Origin of the sequence: Peredibacter starrii (assembly GCF_034259205.1) — a bacterium.
GTDB lineage: Bacteria > Bdellovibrionota > Bacteriovoracia > Bacteriovoracales > Bacteriovoracaceae > Peredibacter > Peredibacter starrii.
Window position 1 is genome coordinate 1752747 of the sequence record NZ_CP139487.1, and the last position, 14792, is coordinate 1767538.

Sequence of the window (14792 nt, forward strand, 5' to 3'; positions counted from 1 at the left end):
AATTTACTGACTTAATTACTAACGTGGAAGTCTTGCCAGAACTTTTTGCGGCAGGCCTCAATGGTTCTCGCCACGGTTGTACCAGAAAGTCTTTTTACAAGTTCTTTTTGATTATAGGCCTGGCCATAGAAGTTCAAGTGATAGTTCCAGAAGAGACGATAGGTTTCTTTTAAAATGCTCTCATGATTGGGAGCTTTGAAGAGATCAATATCTTTTCCTTTCACAAACACATATTGAGGAGCGATTTCAGTTTGAAAAGCTTCTTGCGCATTTCCTAATAGTCCTACAAATTCTTCCAGACTCACGCCCTCTGCCAATTGCTTTTTAAGTTGTGCCGTCAGAAAGCAGCTGTTCTTCATTTTGTTGTAACCATTTAGCATGAAGATCTTATCAACTTCATTGTAAAAGAAGTCCACGAAGTCGGAACGGTAGTAAGAGAAGTGTTCATGGAAGACCGTATGGGGATTAAAGCCGGGAAAGTTCTTTTTATAAAAAGGTTTGAGAGTACTTTCATAGAAGCTTACTAACTCTTCATCGATGGTTGTTTCTTTTTCCTCTATGAAAACATCAATTTCTGCATGACCCAACTCATGAAAGATGGTTGAGTTTTTGTAAGTCGCGTACTGTGGTCCTCTGATCTCACAGGCATCTTTAATACTTGAACCATTTAAAAGTGCTTTATCAAGATTGATGAGATTGAGATTTCCATTATAAGTGGCCACTGCATCCGGACTCATCACTTGCCCTAGAGGACCAAAGGGTCTGATCCTGACATGATGATGAAGTTCTTGCGCCCTGGATGTTTTTGAAAGGAGTAGATCTGCTTTAAGCCCCTCTATAAAAGGAGCAACGTTGTTAGCAAGAGCGGAAGTCGAGACTGCAAGAAGTAGAATAAAAGTTTTCATACTTCATGCTAGAACAGTTGATCTTTAAGTCAAAGCACGAAGCTCGGCCAGTGCTCGTTTGATCGCCGGATTAGCGAGTTTTTTTGACTCTTCAATCTGAACTTCTCTTTCTTTTTCAATAGTTGGATTTTTCTCATAAATTCTTGCAAACACTGCCAGGTCATGAACTTTTCCCAGATGGTCCTGCAAGTTTATTAAATAATCTGTCTTCTGACCTGTTGCCTCTAAAAGATAACGAACTTCCTTAATGGTTTTTCGAAATGAATGGAGATCATCATTATCAAGGGGGTGCTCCCATTCATGAAGCCGCTTAATCATTTCCTGAGCTCTGGCCGGTACATTGGGATTTTGATTCACTTCATTGGTCGCTGATCTGACTTTGATGTTCAGCTTGTGGAGCTTTGAAGGTTTAAGGGATTTTTTTACTTTTTTACGAAGATGCTTTCTTTCTTTTTTGAGTTTTTTATTGTCCAGGTTGTAGGCCTTGGCGTTTCTGATGGCCACATCCAGATCGCGAACTTTACCCAAGGTCTTGCCTAATTTTTTGAAGATCTCATTATCTACAATGCTTCTCATCTTTCGAATGGATACTCGTAAATCATGGACTCTTTTTCTTTTAGGTCGATCTCCCGTCTTTTCTGCCAGGGAGGTGAGGGCCATGCTTTCATTTTTGATAAAGGATTTAAGTCTATACTTATGAAGATCTTTTTCTGACGGTTTCATGAGTTCCTCGCATTGTAACGGATGGAGGAGATAATGGCGGCGCCTATAACAATAATTCCAATCAGTCCCGTGAAGACCTCCGGGATTTCTTTTATGGTTCCGACAAACATAATCATGGCAAGAATGCCAATGGCATAAAACGCCCCATGCTCCAGATACCGATACTGATGAAGGGTGTTTTTCTCGACTAACATAATCGTGATAGATCGGACAAAAAAGGCACCCACACCAAGACCTATCATAATAATAAAAAGATTATTGGTGATCGCAAAGGCTCCGACCACTCCATCAAAAGAGAAGGACGCATCTAAAACTTCTAAATATAAAAAAAGACTCATACTCGTGCGATTCAGGTCAATATGTTTGCCTTGGCCACTCGAATTTAAAAACTCACTTAGTCCATCAACTAGAATGAAAGTAATGACTCCACCAATACCGGCGGCGAGAAAATTCATTTGTTCAGAGGGCATTTGAAAACGAGAAAAAAGATAGAGGGTGAAGAGAGTGACGGCAATTTCAGCAGCATTGAGTCTTCCCATGGCGCTCAATGGTCTTTCAATGGAATGGATCCAATAGACTTCTTTTCGATGTTCAAAGAAATATTTCATCGCCACTAAGAATAGGAACGCTCCTCCGAAGGCCGCAATACTGATTCGGGACTTCATCATGATGTGGGCATAGTCGGCCGGAGAAAAGAGGGCAAGTTTAAGGGCCTCTATGGGATTGATGTGGCCCAGGACACCGACAAGAATAAGAGGGAAAACCAAACGCATTCCGAACACCGCAATTAAAATCCCCCAAGTCAGGAAACGATGCTGCCACTTATGTGTCATCTTTTTTAAGATGAGGGCGTTCACTACGGCATTATCAAAGGAAAGAGATATTTCAAGGATGGAAAGCACCAGAGCAATGAACCAGGCCTTGAAAGCACCTCTGATTGTTCCAGTGTATGAGTGGCCCACCACCAGTGCTGCAATACCTCCTACCACCGCACCGATGATGGCGTTCTTAAAATATTTTATGGACGTGGTCCCTGGCCGAAGAGAATCTTCTTCGCTTCATCCGTCATTGGGGCATCCGGATTCGTTATCTCTTTTGCCATCTCGTAGACTTTTTTCACCGCCTCACGTTCGAAGATTCTATGAAACCATCGTTCAAGATGAGGATAGTCACTTAGTTTTTGTCCTTGATGCTGATAGGGTACAATCCAGGGATAGATCGCCATATCGGCAATGGTATATTGATTGGCCGCGACCCAATCTCTGTCTGCCAGGTGTTTATTCAAGACGCCATACAGGCGGGAGGTTTCTTTTACGTATCTATCAATGGCATAGGGTATTTTCTCGGGAGCATAGTTTCGAAAGTGGTGGTTCTGTCCGGCCATGGGACCCAGGCCCGCAACTTGCCAATACAACCACTGGGCCACTTCAACTTTTGCGCGCACACTGGTAGGAAGAAACTGACGACGTTTTTCGGCCAGGTACCAGAGAATCGCTCCTGATTCAAAAATGGGAAGCGGGCCGTTTGCATCTTCAGGCCCTTGATCCACAATTGCTGGAATTCGATTATTGGGTGAAATGGCGAGAAATTCAGGCTTAAACTGCTCGCCCTTGCCAATGTTCACAGTATGCAGACGATACGGTGTTCCAGACTCTTCCAGGAAAATCCGTATTTTGTGTCCATTGGGAGTGGTCCAATAATATAAATCAATCATGTTTCCTTCCTTGTTAGCTCTAATAAATGCTAATGAGGGCTTTATGAGTCATGCAAGACGGACTAGAATGGGGTCATGGATTCAGGCCAAGTAAGTTTATTTATAAAAATGATTAGAGAAGAGTATAAGTTGAGCGAAACAGAGCTCACTATTATCACACGTCGCATGCTGGCCGATGATCGTGAATTCGACCGCATCTGGAAACTATACAAAAGTAAGTCGATTCGAGTGTACGGCGGATTTGATGAATTCAAATCAGTGTTGCAGGACTTACTCAACTAGGGAGGTCCCTATGATTCAAATTGAAGTTTGGTCAGATATTAATTGTCCATTTTGTTATATTGGAAAGCGCCATCTTGAGGCCGCCCTGGAGAAATTTTCTGATAAGGGTGACGTGGTTGTTGAATGGAAAAGTTTTGAACTTGATCCCATGGCCAATCCTCCTAAGGGTGCTAACCATCACGAGCTTCTGGCGAAGAAATATAATAAAGATGTGGCATGGGCAAAAGAGATGGATAAGAATCTCACCGACATGGCGAGAAAGTCAGGACTGGATTTCCATATGGAGAAACAAGTTCCGGCCAATTCCTTTAATGCTCACCGCTTAATTCATCTGGCGAAACAAAATCATCTTCAAGATCAAATGAAAGAGCGTCTTCTTAAGGCCAAATTCACTGAGGGCAAAGACATTGGAGATACTGAAGTCCTTAAGCTATTAGGGATTGAATTAGGCCTTGATCAGAAAGAATTGGATGAGCTTTTCTCAGGAAACCGTTTTGTGACGGATGTCCGTGAAGATGAAGAAATTGCAACAGAGCTTGGGATTCGAGGCGTGCCATTTTTTGTTTTTAACAAAAAATATGGTGTATCTGGTGCTCAGCCCGTAGAAGTGTTTTCGGAAATTTTAGATAAAGTGAACAATGAATAAAGAGCAGTTTTATCAGAGTGGTTACGAGTTTCTCGAAAAGCTATTCACTGAATTCAGTGAAGAAGAAATTCAATTTGAAAAACATTGGTCAATTGATCACTTGTGTTTTCGTACGGGCTCGGACGAGAGTTATGAACACTTTAAATCACTGTTCGTAGACTTTGGAAGACTTCTGATCGAAAGCCCGGTAAACGGCCGCTTGATTTCAACATTCAAGTTATTTGAACCTTTCCGCTATAAGCACTGGTTTATCGATTTGGTAGAACTTCCTGCGCCCAAGAAAGGGAAGGTGACCAAAGAGGGCTTTGAGCATATTGAAGTCGTGATTGATGTTCCTTTTGCTGACATCATCAATCGCTATCAGGGCAAGACTTTCGCTGGCGGCGGCCTTTCAAAACTTTTTAACCGAGAGTTGGAAATGGAATTAAAGTCCGGTGCCGTGAAATTTCACCATCTCTCCCTAGAAAGCGTGGTGAATCTTGAGGCCAACACCAAGGTCTTTCATGCACTGATGAACTCTCAGGTGCTCGAGAAATTGAAATTCTATGAACCTCTGGTGACCGGCACTTTCCCTCTCAATCTACATCGAACAGATTCGGATCTGGATATTCTAATCCCTGCAAAAGTAGAAGAAGTTAAAGCACTCTTTCCCGGGGCCACTGTTTCAGAAAACGTCCTTAGTTTCACTTTTGAGGGTGTCCCATTCGAAATTTACTGCGATTCAATTCCGGCAGTGAAACAAAAGGCTTCAATCCATTTCCAAGTGGAAGAAAAACTTTTAAAACTCGGCGGTGAGCTTTTCTACCAAGACCTAAAAGAACTTCGCTCTCAAGGTCTAAAAACCGAGCCTGCTTTTGCACAAAGACTTCATCTCAAAGATGATCCTTATGAGGCCCTCTTAAATCTTCGCCATTACACTGAGGAAGAACTCGAGAAGCTCATTTATGGAGATTAAAACTTCGCGGCTCCTCATTCGCCCCTGGAAAGATGAGGACGTTAAGCACTATCTCGCAATGTCTGTGGACGTGGGCTACAACTGCTTTACACCACCGGGAGTCTATCTCGTTAAAGACGAAGGTGAGGCCCTGACAAAAGTCCGCCTACGCATAAAAAACTTCACCGATTCCGGAATAGGGAAGTTTCCTATCTTCTTAAAAGAGACAGGAGAATTCATCGGAACCTGCGGTGCCGACAAATTTGATCTTGATGGAAAACAAGAATACGAACTTGGTTATCGCTTTATGCTAAATCATTGGAACAAGGGTTATGCCACGGAATCCGCAAACGCTCTCCTTGATTACCTATTAAAAGATTTAAAACTTCCACAAGTTCATGCTTTTGCTGTTTATCAAAATCCAGCGTCTCTTAAAGTCATTGAGAAAGTTGGCTTTACCTATCTAAGAGACTTCATGTGGTCTAACCTAGTTCACAGGCTTTACATTAAGTCTTGTTCTTAGGATCAAAAATCGGCGCCTCATGACGAAGCTCTCCGTCTTTTTTGATTTCAATTGTGCCACCGGTCTTATGTGAAAAGATCATTTGGCCTTCCATCTTTTGTTCCGTCTCAACTGCACAGTTTTCACATTGAGTGATCTTTCCGGCCTGACCCTTACGATCTTCTAGATTGTATTCAGCTCCACAAGTCTCGCAAATGGCGGCGGTATACTTCTCGGAAGGCACCTGATTCTTCACTTCAACTTTGTTTTTCGCCATGTTCTTTGTATGAGTCATGGTGCGACTGCTGGTTGACCCACTGATAAATGGCATTGAAGCAGTTTTCGGTTTTACAATTTCTGGCTCCGGCGCTTCTTGAATAATTTCGAGATCGCTCGCCCGAATATTGGCGCGAGTGCCATTGGCAAGCATACAGGCCGCATTCTTGCGCCCCATCTCGTCCTGACTGACATTCGTAATTCGGACAATTTCACCCAAATATCTTCCAGCTATGACCTTGGCTTTAATGATTTTACTCATGCCTTCATTATAAACCTCCTTAGATAAGTGTCCACCTCCTGAATCCGTCGATTACTTTCGCCAGCGGAAGTGATTTTTAAATAGTTGACAGTTCCGTATCTTTTCCGTATTGTTTCTAGCATGAGACTAAATCATGTTGCAAATAAAATTTTACTTGGTGATACAAAAAAGCTCACGGGGACCGAAAGGGCAGTGACGGTAAAACTGCTTCATCATCTCAAAGAGATAGAGAGAAGAAAGCTTTACAGCGACTTAAAGTACTCCTCATTATTCTCCTATTGTGTAAAAGAGCTTGGGTATTCTGAGGGAGCCGCCCAGAGACGAATTGTTGCCGCTCGAGCACTGGCCGAGATGCCAGAAATTGAGAAGAAAATCGAAGAGGGGAAATTAAATCTCACAAATATTTCATTAGTGAATCAATTTATAGATGATCCCATTCAAAAGCGCGAGGTCTTCAAGGAGGTTGAAAATTTAACTAAGAAAGAATGTGAGCAAAAACTTTTTGAGATCACCGGTAAAGAAATCACACCGGATAAAAATAAACGAATTTCAAAAAATAAGATTCAAGTGGCCGTGGTGCTATCTGATGAAACGATGGAGTTAGTTGATCAACTCAAAAACCTGCTTGGTAAAGAGATGGAGATGGATCAATTGGTTCAGTTCATGGCAAAGAAGGCCATTGAATCAATTGAAAAAACGAAGTTCAGACAAACAAAGCCGCGCCAATCACTTTCGCCAGCGGTCCGCAGGCACGGAGTGAAAGTAGGAAGAGCAATTCCAGCGTCAGTAAAACGCACAGTCTATGCACGAGATAAAAAATGCACTAATTGTGGATCAACTCATAACTTAAACTATGACCACATCATTCCATATTCAATGGGTGGGCCAGCTTCAGTCGAGAATATAAGACTTTTATGTAGGGAGTGTAATCAGAGAGGCAGAATAAGAGCGGGGCTAAAGGCGCCCCGCCCGAAAGTGATTATAATTTGAAATCCATTCCGATACCAAGATGGTCAGAAAAGCCAGTGGCCGATTCGTGATTAAAACGCATTGGAACCATCGCCTGACCTTCACGTTTCATGAGGAAGTCACGAACCATGATTTGGAAAGTGCCGAAGTTTGGAGCGAGACGAGAACTTTGATGAATCCACATTCTGTCCAGAGAAGTCCAACTGCCTTTGTAGAAGTGAGTACCAGGATTAAGATTACGGTTAACCTTACGGGCCTCTGTTTCTGCATTGATAAATCCATTCAGGTAATTGAATGGGTAAGGGCGATCTGTTTCAACTGTGTTGAAGTCACCAGTAGCGATGATCAGATCTGCATTTCTTGAAGCTGCAAGATTTGTAAGTAGTTGAGCTGCAGCGATACGATCTTCTGCCGGATTGCTTTGAGAAGGCCAGTGGTTACCGAAAACGATAACAGTGCGGCCTTCAACGTTGATCGCCACTTCTGTGATACCGCGAGTATCAAGTTTTTGGCCGTTAACAAAAATAGAGTGGTGCTGAGCTCTGATAACCGGGTACTTCGACATAATACCAACGTCGATTCCGCGAGCATCATCGCCTTCGATCAAAACTTGGTAAGTGTATCCAAGATTACGAAGGCCCTTTGCAGCAAGAGCATTTAGCACATTTAAGTTTTCAACTTCTTGAAGAATTAGAATGTCAGGACCTGCACCTGTGTTATCATATGAGCGAACAACACGAGAGACGTTTTCAACCTTTTTCATGAAACGAGCTTCGTTCCAGTCAAGGTTTAAACATTCTTTGATTGCAAAATTAGAACGCTGTTGCTGGCAAAGTTCTGTATGCCCAGGGATTTTTCTTTTTTCCTGAAGTGAGATGTACGTGTAGTCTTCAGTGCCAGCATCGTGCTTGGTATCGAAGAAGTTCTCAGCATTGTAGTTCATCACTGAGAACGAAGTTTTGGCTTGCGCTGCTAGTGTGAAGCTAAGAGCGAGAAGAGCGATTAGAGTTTTCAAAATAAAACCTTCTTGTTTTTCGTTTGAAAAATCGTAGTTAAGGTTAATCTAGATGGTCAACTACTACTTATGTTAAGATGAAGTGAAACTAATAAAAATTTTTAATCTTTGATTGCGTTAAAGGCTTATTATTTATGAATTACATTACCTCGCTCATTCTAGGGATTGTTGAAGGACTCACTGAGTTTCTCCCTGTGTCATCGACTGGACATTTGATCCTTGCGTCAAATGCTTTGGGAGTACCTAATGATGACTTCTTAAAAGTTTTTGAAATCGTTATTCAAACCGGTGCGATTCTCGCGGTGATTTATATTTATTGGAAAGATCTCTTAAAAGATCACGCTTACATTTTAAAAATCGGTGTGGCCTTCATTCCAACTGCGATCCTGGGACTTCTTCTTCACGGTATTGTGAAAAAGTATCTCTTCACTCCAGTGGTGGTTTGTTCGTCGCTTTTCATTGGCGGTATTGTTCTTCTCTTTTTAGAAAATCTCACGGCAAAGATCCAGCCTAAGAAACTTACGTTCTTCCATTATTTTCTAATCGGTACAGGTCAGTGTCTGGCCTTCATTCCGGGGGTCTCCCGATCTGCTTCTTCGATTCTTGCAGCGAGACTGCTGGGAGCGAGCCGTGAAGAAGCAGTGAAGTTTTCTTTCTTACTCGCAATTCCAACGATTCTTTCAGCTTCGGCCTATTCACTTCTTAAAGTGAAAACGCAAATGGTTCAGGCAGAATATATCTACTTACTTCTGGGTCTACTCACTTCATTTGTGTTCGGCTTTTTAAGTGTGAAGTTTTTCCTTAGAATCCTTAATCACAAGACCTTCATCGTATGCGGTATCTATCGCATGATCATGGCCGTGGTTTATTACTTAGTTTTCATTAACGTATGATGGGCTGGACGATACTTTTTCTTTCTTGGTTTATGTCGGCGGTGGCCACACTGGGAAGTTTATTCTTCAGTGAGGTCATGAAGTTCCCGCCTTGTGTGCTTTGCTGGTACCAACGCATCTGTATGTATCCCTTGGTGCTGGTTCTTTTTATGGGGCTATTTCCTTATGAGAAGAAGGTCGCAAGATTTGCACTTCCGCTGGCGATAGTGGGCTGGTTCATTGCTCTTTATCACAACCTTCTTTACTATCATATTCTTCCAGAGAGCGCGGCCCCTTGTGTTCAAGGTATCTCGTGCACAACCGTTCAGATTCAATGGTTTGGTTTTGTGACCATTCCATTTATGTCGTTTGTGGCGTTCTCGTTTATTGTTGTTTCACTACTTTTATTGAAGAGGATCTCCCATGAAAAATAAAATCATGATCGTTCTTATTGCTCTTATGTCTCTGGCCATCGTGTTTATGGTTGGAACAAAACTTTATAAAGGTCAGGAGCAAGAGCGCTTGAGTTTCATGGCGAAGTCAGATTTCTCTACATTTGTAAGAGATTATTCACCACGCTTGGGTCGAGCTGACGCCAAAGTTTACGTTGTGGAGTTTCTTGATCCTGAATGCGAAAGCTGTCGGGAGTTTTATTCTTCTGTAAAAATGCTTTTACAAGAGTACGAAGGTAAAATTCAGTTAGTTGTTCGTTATGCTCCTTTTCATGGCAACTCAATCTTTATCATTAAGATTCTAGAGGCCGCTCGTAAGCAGAATCGTTACTGGGAAACCCTTGAAACTCTGTTCCGTTATCAGCCTGAGTGGGGGAATCACCACCACCCACGTCCAGAGCTCGTTTGGAACTACCTCCCTGAAGCCGGTGTGAACGTAGAGCAGATTAAGAAAGATATGGAAGATCCTGCCATTCAATCAATGATTGAACAGGAAATCGCTGATGGTAGGGCCCTGAATGTACAGGCGACACCAACATTTTTTGTTAACGGCAGACCGCTTGAGCGCTTTGGCTACGAAGGCCTAAAAGATCTCGTGGAATCAACGATTCGTGCAGAAGGCGAAAATTAAAAATTTCTCTTCGCTGGGCCGATAAGTTGCTATAGACCGGAGGTCACATGAAGTACCTGGTTTTCACACTTATATTTTTTGTACAAGCAAATGTCTGGGCGGCCCGGCCGTATTCAATTAAAGCGATGGTGGATCTCAGACCGGTTGAAGATCAGCGCTATTTTGAAGAGACCTTGGGTGATGTTGGTAAATTGAATTTACCGGAACTCACATTCAACAACGATCAAGTTAGTTTCACCATACGTGGGAAAAGATTCACCGGCAAGGCCGTTGATGAATACAAACTCATGCTTCAAGGAAAGGAACTTGATTTCGGTCCAGGAAAACTTTTTAAGGCCCATGAGGAACTTGAAAAAATCTGGAGAGAGAAGAATTTCACTTATACGAGTTTCCTGATTCCAGAGGCCCACGCAGTTGGAGAGTTACTCGTGGTGGGGGGAGTGGTGGCCGCGATTGCTCTTTCACTGACTCATTCTCATTATGTGGCTCAAACTCTGAATCGCCACTGTGAAGAACTACAGCTTTCTGATTCTCTCACTTCACAGGACGTAAAATCTGCTAAAACTGATCTTGGGAAGACCCGTCTGTGTAATGCTGGAAAGGATCAGTGGCCCGTCATCGTGAAGGCCTGTGAGGAAATGAGAAGTTGTATTATGGATCTGGAAGAGAAACTGGGGCATTTTTCAGGGGCCATCAATAACTCGGGCCGAGGACTCATTAAGGACGTAAAAGAGATCCAGCGTGCACCTTCATCATCACTCAAGAAGGCCTCTAACCAGTAGATTATTCGAGGGAATTTCTTCTAAAGAAATTGGCCGATCATGGCGATAAGCTATCCATGGATCCCGTCCAATATTACACAACCACCCTGATTAATGCTGCCACCAAACTGGGGCCTATTTTGGCGTTCCTCATTGGTGGGTATTTCATCTTTTTTAAACTGCCTTTCCTGTTCCTACTGAGAAATATGAATATCACGAAGAAGGAGTTTGATAATCAACCTCCATCAGATCTTCTGCCAAAAGATTATTCAGTAAAAAACTATGAGGACTTCCAGCGCCGGATGAAGCTTTTGAAAACTCCGGAACCGAAGAAGGAAGAGCCAAAAAAGAAAGAGCAGCCTAAGCAAGAGCGCCCTAAACAAGAGAGTACAAAGCAAGAACGTCCTAAGCAGGAGCAGAAGCGCCCTGAAGCTCCTCCAAAGAGACCTGCACCTTCAAAAACTCCGGAAGAAATTCTGAATTTGAAACCGGGTTTTACCAAAGCTGAGTTAAAAAAGAACTATTACGATCTTCTTCGTCAGAATCATCCGGATAAAGTCGCCAGTATGGGAGCGGATTTTAAAAAGCTCGCCGATCAAAACACGAAAGAAATTAATCAGGCCTACGAAAAGTTAAAAAATAAGGCCGCTTAAAATTCGTGCTCGATTCCTGAAACTTCCAGATACTTCTCCATATCGATAATTGATTTTTCACTCACATCGTTGGTCTGAAAAGCAATGTGGCCGTCCGGTCTTACCAGTACCAGACCATTGGTTTTAAAGCGACTAGAAGGCAAATGGTGGATTTCTACATTGATGAGCCGCTCGTTATAAGGACGCTCACCAAAGACGAATAAATGGAATTTGTAACCTTTTAAGAGATCAAAGATTTCTTTGCCACCGATGGTTTCAAAGTTAGGCATTCTCTGTCCCGCACCGGCACTGACGACCAGGCTCGGAGAGTAATGAATATTTAACTGGGAAATAAATCCAAACATAAAGTCTCTCCCGCGTTTTCCCATCATCATGAACCTAGCGAAGAGAGGAAAAAACATCGTCCTAAGTCCAATCGCCGCTTTATTTTTAGTGGTCACGATACTGAATATTCTGTCAGTAAACTTCAGAAGTTTTTGGGCCACGGGCCAGCGTTCCGAATGATAGGTCTCTAAGATGTCTTCCTTGGCCTTTTTCTTAATCACCAGGGCAAGTTTCCAGGCGAGATTAGCAGCGTCCTGAAGCCCGGTATTCATTCCCTGCGCTCCCACCGGACTATGAATATGGGCCGCATCTCCCACCAGAAATGCTCGTCTGACTTTGAGTTGTCTTACACACCGGTGATGAACATGAAAACGGGTCACCCATTCAGCATCATGAAGTTTCACATCCCGGTGGGTCGCCTCTTTAAAATGCTCTTCAATCTCTGACAGTGTAGCAGGATAGGATGTTGTTTCCGTCGTCTCAGGCATATCGTGGTTCTCGCGGACAGTAAGGACCCGGCTTCGATCTTTGAGCGGAAAATGAACTCCAATATTACCCGGATCAAGAAACACCATCAGACGATTATTATCAAGGTCCCAATCCACTTGAGTATCGGCCATGATGAATTCACTTTCATAGGACGCGCCCTCAAAAGGGAGATCAAGGATTTTTCTAATCTTACTGTGAGAGCCATCGCAGCCAATAATATAATCGGCGGTCACGATTTCTTCTTTTCCATTTCGTTTACGAATGGTGGCCGTGACTTTTTTATCGTCCTGATAAAAGTCTTCCAAAGTGGTCTGACGTTCCACATTGAGGTGATGCTTTTTAAGATCATCCACCAGAATTTTTTCAGTCTCAGTTTGCGATAAGAAGAACACAAAGGGATAGGGCGTGTCTTCCCGGCCAATGTCTCCAAAATTAACGGTGACTCTTTCTTTGCCGTTCAGAAAGACCTTCGCTCCAGAACCAATTTGACCTCGTTCCAGAAACTGATCCACGATGCCTAAATTTTGAAAGAGTTCTAATGAACGGGCCTGAATCCCAATGGCCCGTGATTCGCGGGTGATCTCTTCGCCTTCATCGATTAAACGACAATTCACATTCCAGCGACGAAGCAGAGAGCCCATCATAAGCCCCGTGGGCCCACCGCCAACAATCAAGACCTGAGTATGCATAAAGGCCCTCCTGAATCATGAACTAGCATGACACAGGAGGAACCATTGGACTTTACCTAGAGCAGTCTGATTAGAATCCTTCGGCTTTTTTGATGGGAGCTTCTTCTTCAAAAGGAAGAACTGATTTTGCCGGTTTTTTGCTGGTAATGTAGTGACTCACAAGCTTCAATTTTCGTTCAGGAGCTCGCGCGGCCGGAGTAATGGTTTTAACCGGAGCATTTCCACCCTCTACGAAGGTCTGAAGGTCATGCACCAGCTGAGACAGGCATTTTGCTTGCGAAGACATCTCTTCGGCGGAACTTGCCACTTCTTCCGAGGAAGATGCATTGGATTGAATCGCTGAATCAAGATGATGCATGGCCTTGGAAATTTGCTCAATGCCATTGGCCTGCTCTTGTGAGGCCGCAGAAATTTCAGAGTTAAGGTCGGCCACTTTCTTGGCGGAATTTACGATTTCTTTAAGGGCGGCACCCGATGCGTCTGCAATTTTAGAACTCTCTTGGGTCTTTTCCACGTTCTCTTTGATAAGGACGTTGATATCTTTTGCGGCCGAGGCCGATCTACCGGCGAGATTTCTCACGGCATCTGCTACGACTGCAAATCCTCGTCCTTGTTCTCCCGCACGGGCCGCTTCAACTGCGGCGTTTAAGGCAAGAAGATTCGTTTGAAAAGCAATGTCATCAATCACATTAATGATCTCTTCAATTTTTTTAGAAGATTTTCCCATGCTTTCCATAGAACTAATCAATCGAGTGATTTCTTTGTCCCCTTGTTCGGCAGAAGTAAGAGAGCGCTGAGATAAAGTGTTGGCCTCTTTAGCGTGATCGGAATTGAGCTTCACCATACTTGAAAGTTCTTCCAATGAAGAGACGGTTTCTTCCAAGGAGGCGGCGGACTCAGTTGCTCCTTGAGAGAGTTGGGCAGAAGAGGAAGAAAGCTCAGTACTCGCCTGTGAAGTTTGATCAGAGGAAGTTGAAATCTCTTTTGAGATACCATTTAAGGTCTGACTGATTCTTGAAGAAATAAATAGACCCAGGAAAGTCGCAACAATGACTCCAATGACCGAGATCACAATTGTGATGACACTTGAAGATTTATAAACCGCAATAGCATCTTTGGTCTTCGTCGACGCTAAATTCTCATTAAACTGGATGAGCTCTTTGAGTGCCAAGGTCATGGCCTTGCGATAATTGGGAAGATCAATATAAAGTGTGACATAGGTCTCGTCTTTAACAGTTTGATTGTCCCAGCCGTTTTCGAGTTTGTTTAAGTAGGCGATAGATTTCTCATCATAGATTTTGAAGTTATCCATAAACTTCTGAACGATCTCTTTTTCTCCCGCCATGAAATCACTTTCCAGATACTTCTTCACACTTTCATGCACGATTCTGCTCTCATGCATGTAGGCCTCTTTTGATTCCTTCATGCCATTAAGGTCTGCCGCGAGATAGGCGCGAAATAAGTTGCGGTTACCGGTCAGCATCGCTTCGTTCATTTTAGCGACGAGAATCACGGTTTGCATGATATCAGTACTGACGTAATGAAATTCTTCGAACACTTTTTTGGAAGAAAAGTGGCCAACTCCTGACACGATAATAAGAAAAGAAGAAACACCTAGAAAGGCCGTAAGAAGCCTGGTTTTAAGACTACTTTTTTGCATGATGACTCCCGATTTTGGACGGGGTCTTGTCGA

Annotated in this window: 18 protein-coding genes; 10 read left to right on the forward strand and 8 right to left on the reverse strand. The window is 43.1% G+C overall.

The window, feature by feature from the left end; translation table 11 throughout:
- Positions 1-11: 11 nt before the first annotated feature.
- The 4 genes from SOO65_RS08855 to SOO65_RS08870 form a co-directional block, all read right to left on the reverse strand.
- Positions 12-905, reverse strand: coding sequence for a hypothetical protein (locus tag SOO65_RS08855; RefSeq protein WP_321399480.1), 894 nt, complete (start codon positions 903-905; stop codon positions 12-14).
- Between the two features lie 24 nt (positions 906-929).
- Complete coding sequence (locus SOO65_RS08860; RefSeq protein WP_407676992.1) at positions 930-1481, reverse strand: CHAD domain-containing protein; 552 nt, start codon at positions 1479-1481, stop codon at positions 930-932.
- 143 nt (positions 1482-1624) lie between these two features.
- Positions 1625-2650, reverse strand: a complete 1026-nt coding sequence (locus SOO65_RS08865) for a DUF475 domain-containing protein (RefSeq protein WP_407677008.1) — start codon at positions 2648-2650, stop codon at positions 1625-1627.
- Positions 2647-3342 carry a glutathione binding-like protein gene (locus tag SOO65_RS08870; RefSeq protein ID WP_321399487.1) on the reverse strand — a complete coding sequence of 232 codons (696 nt, stop codon included), beginning with the start codon at positions 3340-3342 and terminating at the stop codon, positions 2647-2649. Before SOO65_RS08870 ends, SOO65_RS08865 begins: the two co-directional genes overlap by 4 nt.
- A 129-nt stretch (positions 3343-3471) precedes the next feature.
- Here SOO65_RS08870 and SOO65_RS08875 point away from each other — a divergent pair, with 129 nt between their 5' ends.
- Genes SOO65_RS08875 through SOO65_RS08890 form a run of 4 tightly spaced genes read left to right on the forward strand, consistent with a single transcriptional unit; the run spans position 3472 to position 5727 of the window.
- Positions 3472-3624: a hypothetical protein gene (locus SOO65_RS08875; RefSeq protein ID WP_321399489.1), complete on the forward strand. Its 153-nt coding sequence runs from the start codon at positions 3472-3474 to the stop codon at positions 3622-3624.
- A gap of 10 nt (positions 3625-3634) precedes the next feature.
- Positions 3635-4270: a DsbA family oxidoreductase gene (locus SOO65_RS08880; protein WP_321399491.1), complete on the forward strand. Its 636-nt coding sequence runs from the start codon at positions 3635-3637 to the stop codon at positions 4268-4270.
- Entirely contained in the window at positions 4263-5225 is a 963-nt protein-coding gene (locus tag SOO65_RS08885) for a VOC family protein (protein WP_321399493.1), read from the forward strand. The genes SOO65_RS08880 and SOO65_RS08885 overlap by 8 nt, the downstream gene beginning before the upstream one ends.
- The gene (locus SOO65_RS08890; RefSeq protein WP_321399495.1) at positions 5215-5727 is read left to right on the forward strand and encodes a GNAT family N-acetyltransferase; all 513 of its coding nucleotides are present in this window, start codon (positions 5215-5217) and stop codon (positions 5725-5727) included. Before SOO65_RS08885 ends, SOO65_RS08890 begins: the two co-directional genes overlap by 11 nt.
- On the opposite strand, the gene SOO65_RS08895 is transcribed toward SOO65_RS08890, so the two are convergent.
- Entirely contained in the window at positions 5711-6244 is a 534-nt protein-coding gene (locus SOO65_RS08895) for a hypothetical protein (protein ID WP_321399496.1), read from the reverse strand. The genes SOO65_RS08890 and SOO65_RS08895 overlap by 17 nt on opposite strands.
- Before the next feature lie 120 nt (positions 6245-6364).
- On the opposite strand from SOO65_RS08895, the gene SOO65_RS08900 reads away from it, so the two are divergent.
- Positions 6365-7234, forward strand: a complete 870-nt coding sequence (locus SOO65_RS08900) for an HNH endonuclease (RefSeq protein ID WP_321399498.1) — start codon at positions 6365-6367, stop codon at positions 7232-7234.
- Here SOO65_RS08900 and SOO65_RS08905 read toward each other — a convergent pair.
- Positions 7224-8228, reverse strand: coding sequence for an endonuclease/exonuclease/phosphatase family protein (locus tag SOO65_RS08905; protein WP_321399499.1), 1005 nt, complete (start codon positions 8226-8228; stop codon positions 7224-7226). The two genes, SOO65_RS08900 and SOO65_RS08905, sit on opposite strands and share 11 nt — an antisense overlap.
- Positions 8229-8362: 134 nt before the next feature.
- Here SOO65_RS08905 and SOO65_RS08910 point away from each other — a divergent pair, with 134 nt between their 5' ends.
- Genes SOO65_RS08910 through SOO65_RS08930 form a run of 5 tightly spaced genes read left to right on the forward strand, consistent with a single transcriptional unit; the run spans position 8363 to position 11597 of the window.
- On the forward strand, positions 8363-9121 hold the full coding sequence (locus SOO65_RS08910; RefSeq protein ID WP_321399502.1) for an undecaprenyl-diphosphate phosphatase: 759 nt from the start codon (positions 8363-8365) through the stop codon (positions 9119-9121).
- Positions 9118-9534 carry a disulfide oxidoreductase gene (locus SOO65_RS08915; protein WP_321399504.1) on the forward strand — a complete coding sequence of 139 codons (417 nt, stop codon included), beginning with the start codon at positions 9118-9120 and terminating at the stop codon, positions 9532-9534. The genes SOO65_RS08910 and SOO65_RS08915 overlap by 4 nt, the downstream gene beginning before the upstream one ends.
- Positions 9524-10183: a DsbA family protein gene (locus tag SOO65_RS08920; protein ID WP_321399506.1), complete on the forward strand. Its 660-nt coding sequence runs from the start codon at positions 9524-9526 to the stop codon at positions 10181-10183. Before SOO65_RS08915 ends, SOO65_RS08920 begins: the two co-directional genes overlap by 11 nt.
- Positions 10184-10230: 47 nt before the next feature.
- On the forward strand, positions 10231-10965 hold the full coding sequence (locus tag SOO65_RS08925) for a hypothetical protein (protein ID WP_321399508.1): 735 nt from the start codon (positions 10231-10233) through the stop codon (positions 10963-10965).
- Between the two features lie 56 nt (positions 10966-11021).
- On the forward strand, positions 11022-11597 hold the full coding sequence (locus SOO65_RS08930; RefSeq protein WP_321399509.1) for a J domain-containing protein: 576 nt from the start codon (positions 11022-11024) through the stop codon (positions 11595-11597).
- On the opposite strand, the gene SOO65_RS08935 is transcribed toward SOO65_RS08930, so the two are convergent.
- Both SOO65_RS08935 and SOO65_RS08940 read right to left on the reverse strand, forming a co-directional pair.
- Positions 11594-13099 (reverse strand): FAD-dependent monooxygenase, encoded by a 1506-nt coding sequence (locus tag SOO65_RS08935; protein ID WP_321399511.1) that lies wholly within the window; start codon positions 13097-13099, stop codon positions 11594-11596. The genes SOO65_RS08930 and SOO65_RS08935 overlap by 4 nt on opposite strands.
- Before the next feature lie 70 nt (positions 13100-13169).
- Positions 13170-14759: a HAMP domain-containing methyl-accepting chemotaxis protein gene (locus SOO65_RS08940; protein WP_321399513.1), complete on the reverse strand. Its 1590-nt coding sequence runs from the start codon at positions 14757-14759 to the stop codon at positions 13170-13172.
- Between the last annotated feature and the right edge of the window lie 33 nt (positions 14760-14792).

Bases quoted from the DNA above. Each gene is read 5' to 3' on its own strand.
- SOO65_RS08880 (WP_321399491.1), top strand. From the start codon at position 3,635: ATGATTCAAATTGAAGTTTGGTCAGATATTAATTGTCCATTTTGTTAT.
- SOO65_RS08870 (WP_321399487.1), bottom strand. From the start codon at position 3,342: ATGATTGATTTATATTATTGGACCACTCCCAATGGACACAAAATACGG.
- SOO65_RS08925 (WP_321399508.1), top strand. From the start codon at position 10,231: ATGAAGTACCTGGTTTTCACACTTATATTTTTTGTACAAGCAAATGTC.
- SOO65_RS08890 (WP_321399495.1), top strand. From the start codon at position 5,215: ATGGAGATTAAAACTTCGCGGCTCCTCATTCGCCCCTGGAAAGATGAG.
- SOO65_RS08900 (WP_321399498.1), top strand. From the start codon at position 6,365: ATGAGACTAAATCATGTTGCAAATAAAATTTTACTTGGTGATACAAAA.
- SOO65_RS08860 (WP_407676992.1), bottom strand. From the start codon at position 1,481: ATGAGAAGCATTGTAGATAATGAGATCTTCAAAAAATTAGGCAAGACC.
- SOO65_RS08930 (WP_321399509.1), top strand. From the start codon at position 11,022: ATGGATCCCGTCCAATATTACACAACCACCCTGATTAATGCTGCCACC.
- SOO65_RS08895 (WP_321399496.1), bottom strand. From the start codon at position 6,244: ATGAGTAAAATCATTAAAGCCAAGGTCATAGCTGGAAGATATTTGGGT.
- SOO65_RS08935 (WP_321399511.1), bottom strand. From the start codon at position 13,099: ATGCATACTCAGGTCTTGATTGTTGGCGGTGGGCCCACGGGGCTTATG.
- SOO65_RS08855 (WP_321399480.1), bottom strand. From the start codon at position 905: ATGAAAACTTTTATTCTACTTCTTGCAGTCTCGACTTCCGCTCTTGCT.
- SOO65_RS08885 (WP_321399493.1), top strand. From the start codon at position 4,263: ATGAATAAAGAGCAGTTTTATCAGAGTGGTTACGAGTTTCTCGAAAAG.
- SOO65_RS08940 (WP_321399513.1), bottom strand. From the start codon at position 14,759: ATGCAAAAAAGTAGTCTTAAAACCAGGCTTCTTACGGCCTTTCTAGGT.
- SOO65_RS08915 (WP_321399504.1), top strand. From the start codon at position 9,118: ATGATGGGCTGGACGATACTTTTTCTTTCTTGGTTTATGTCGGCGGTG.
- SOO65_RS08920 (WP_321399506.1), top strand. From the start codon at position 9,524: ATGAAAAATAAAATCATGATCGTTCTTATTGCTCTTATGTCTCTGGCC.
- SOO65_RS08910 (WP_321399502.1), top strand. From the start codon at position 8,363: ATGAATTACATTACCTCGCTCATTCTAGGGATTGTTGAAGGACTCACT.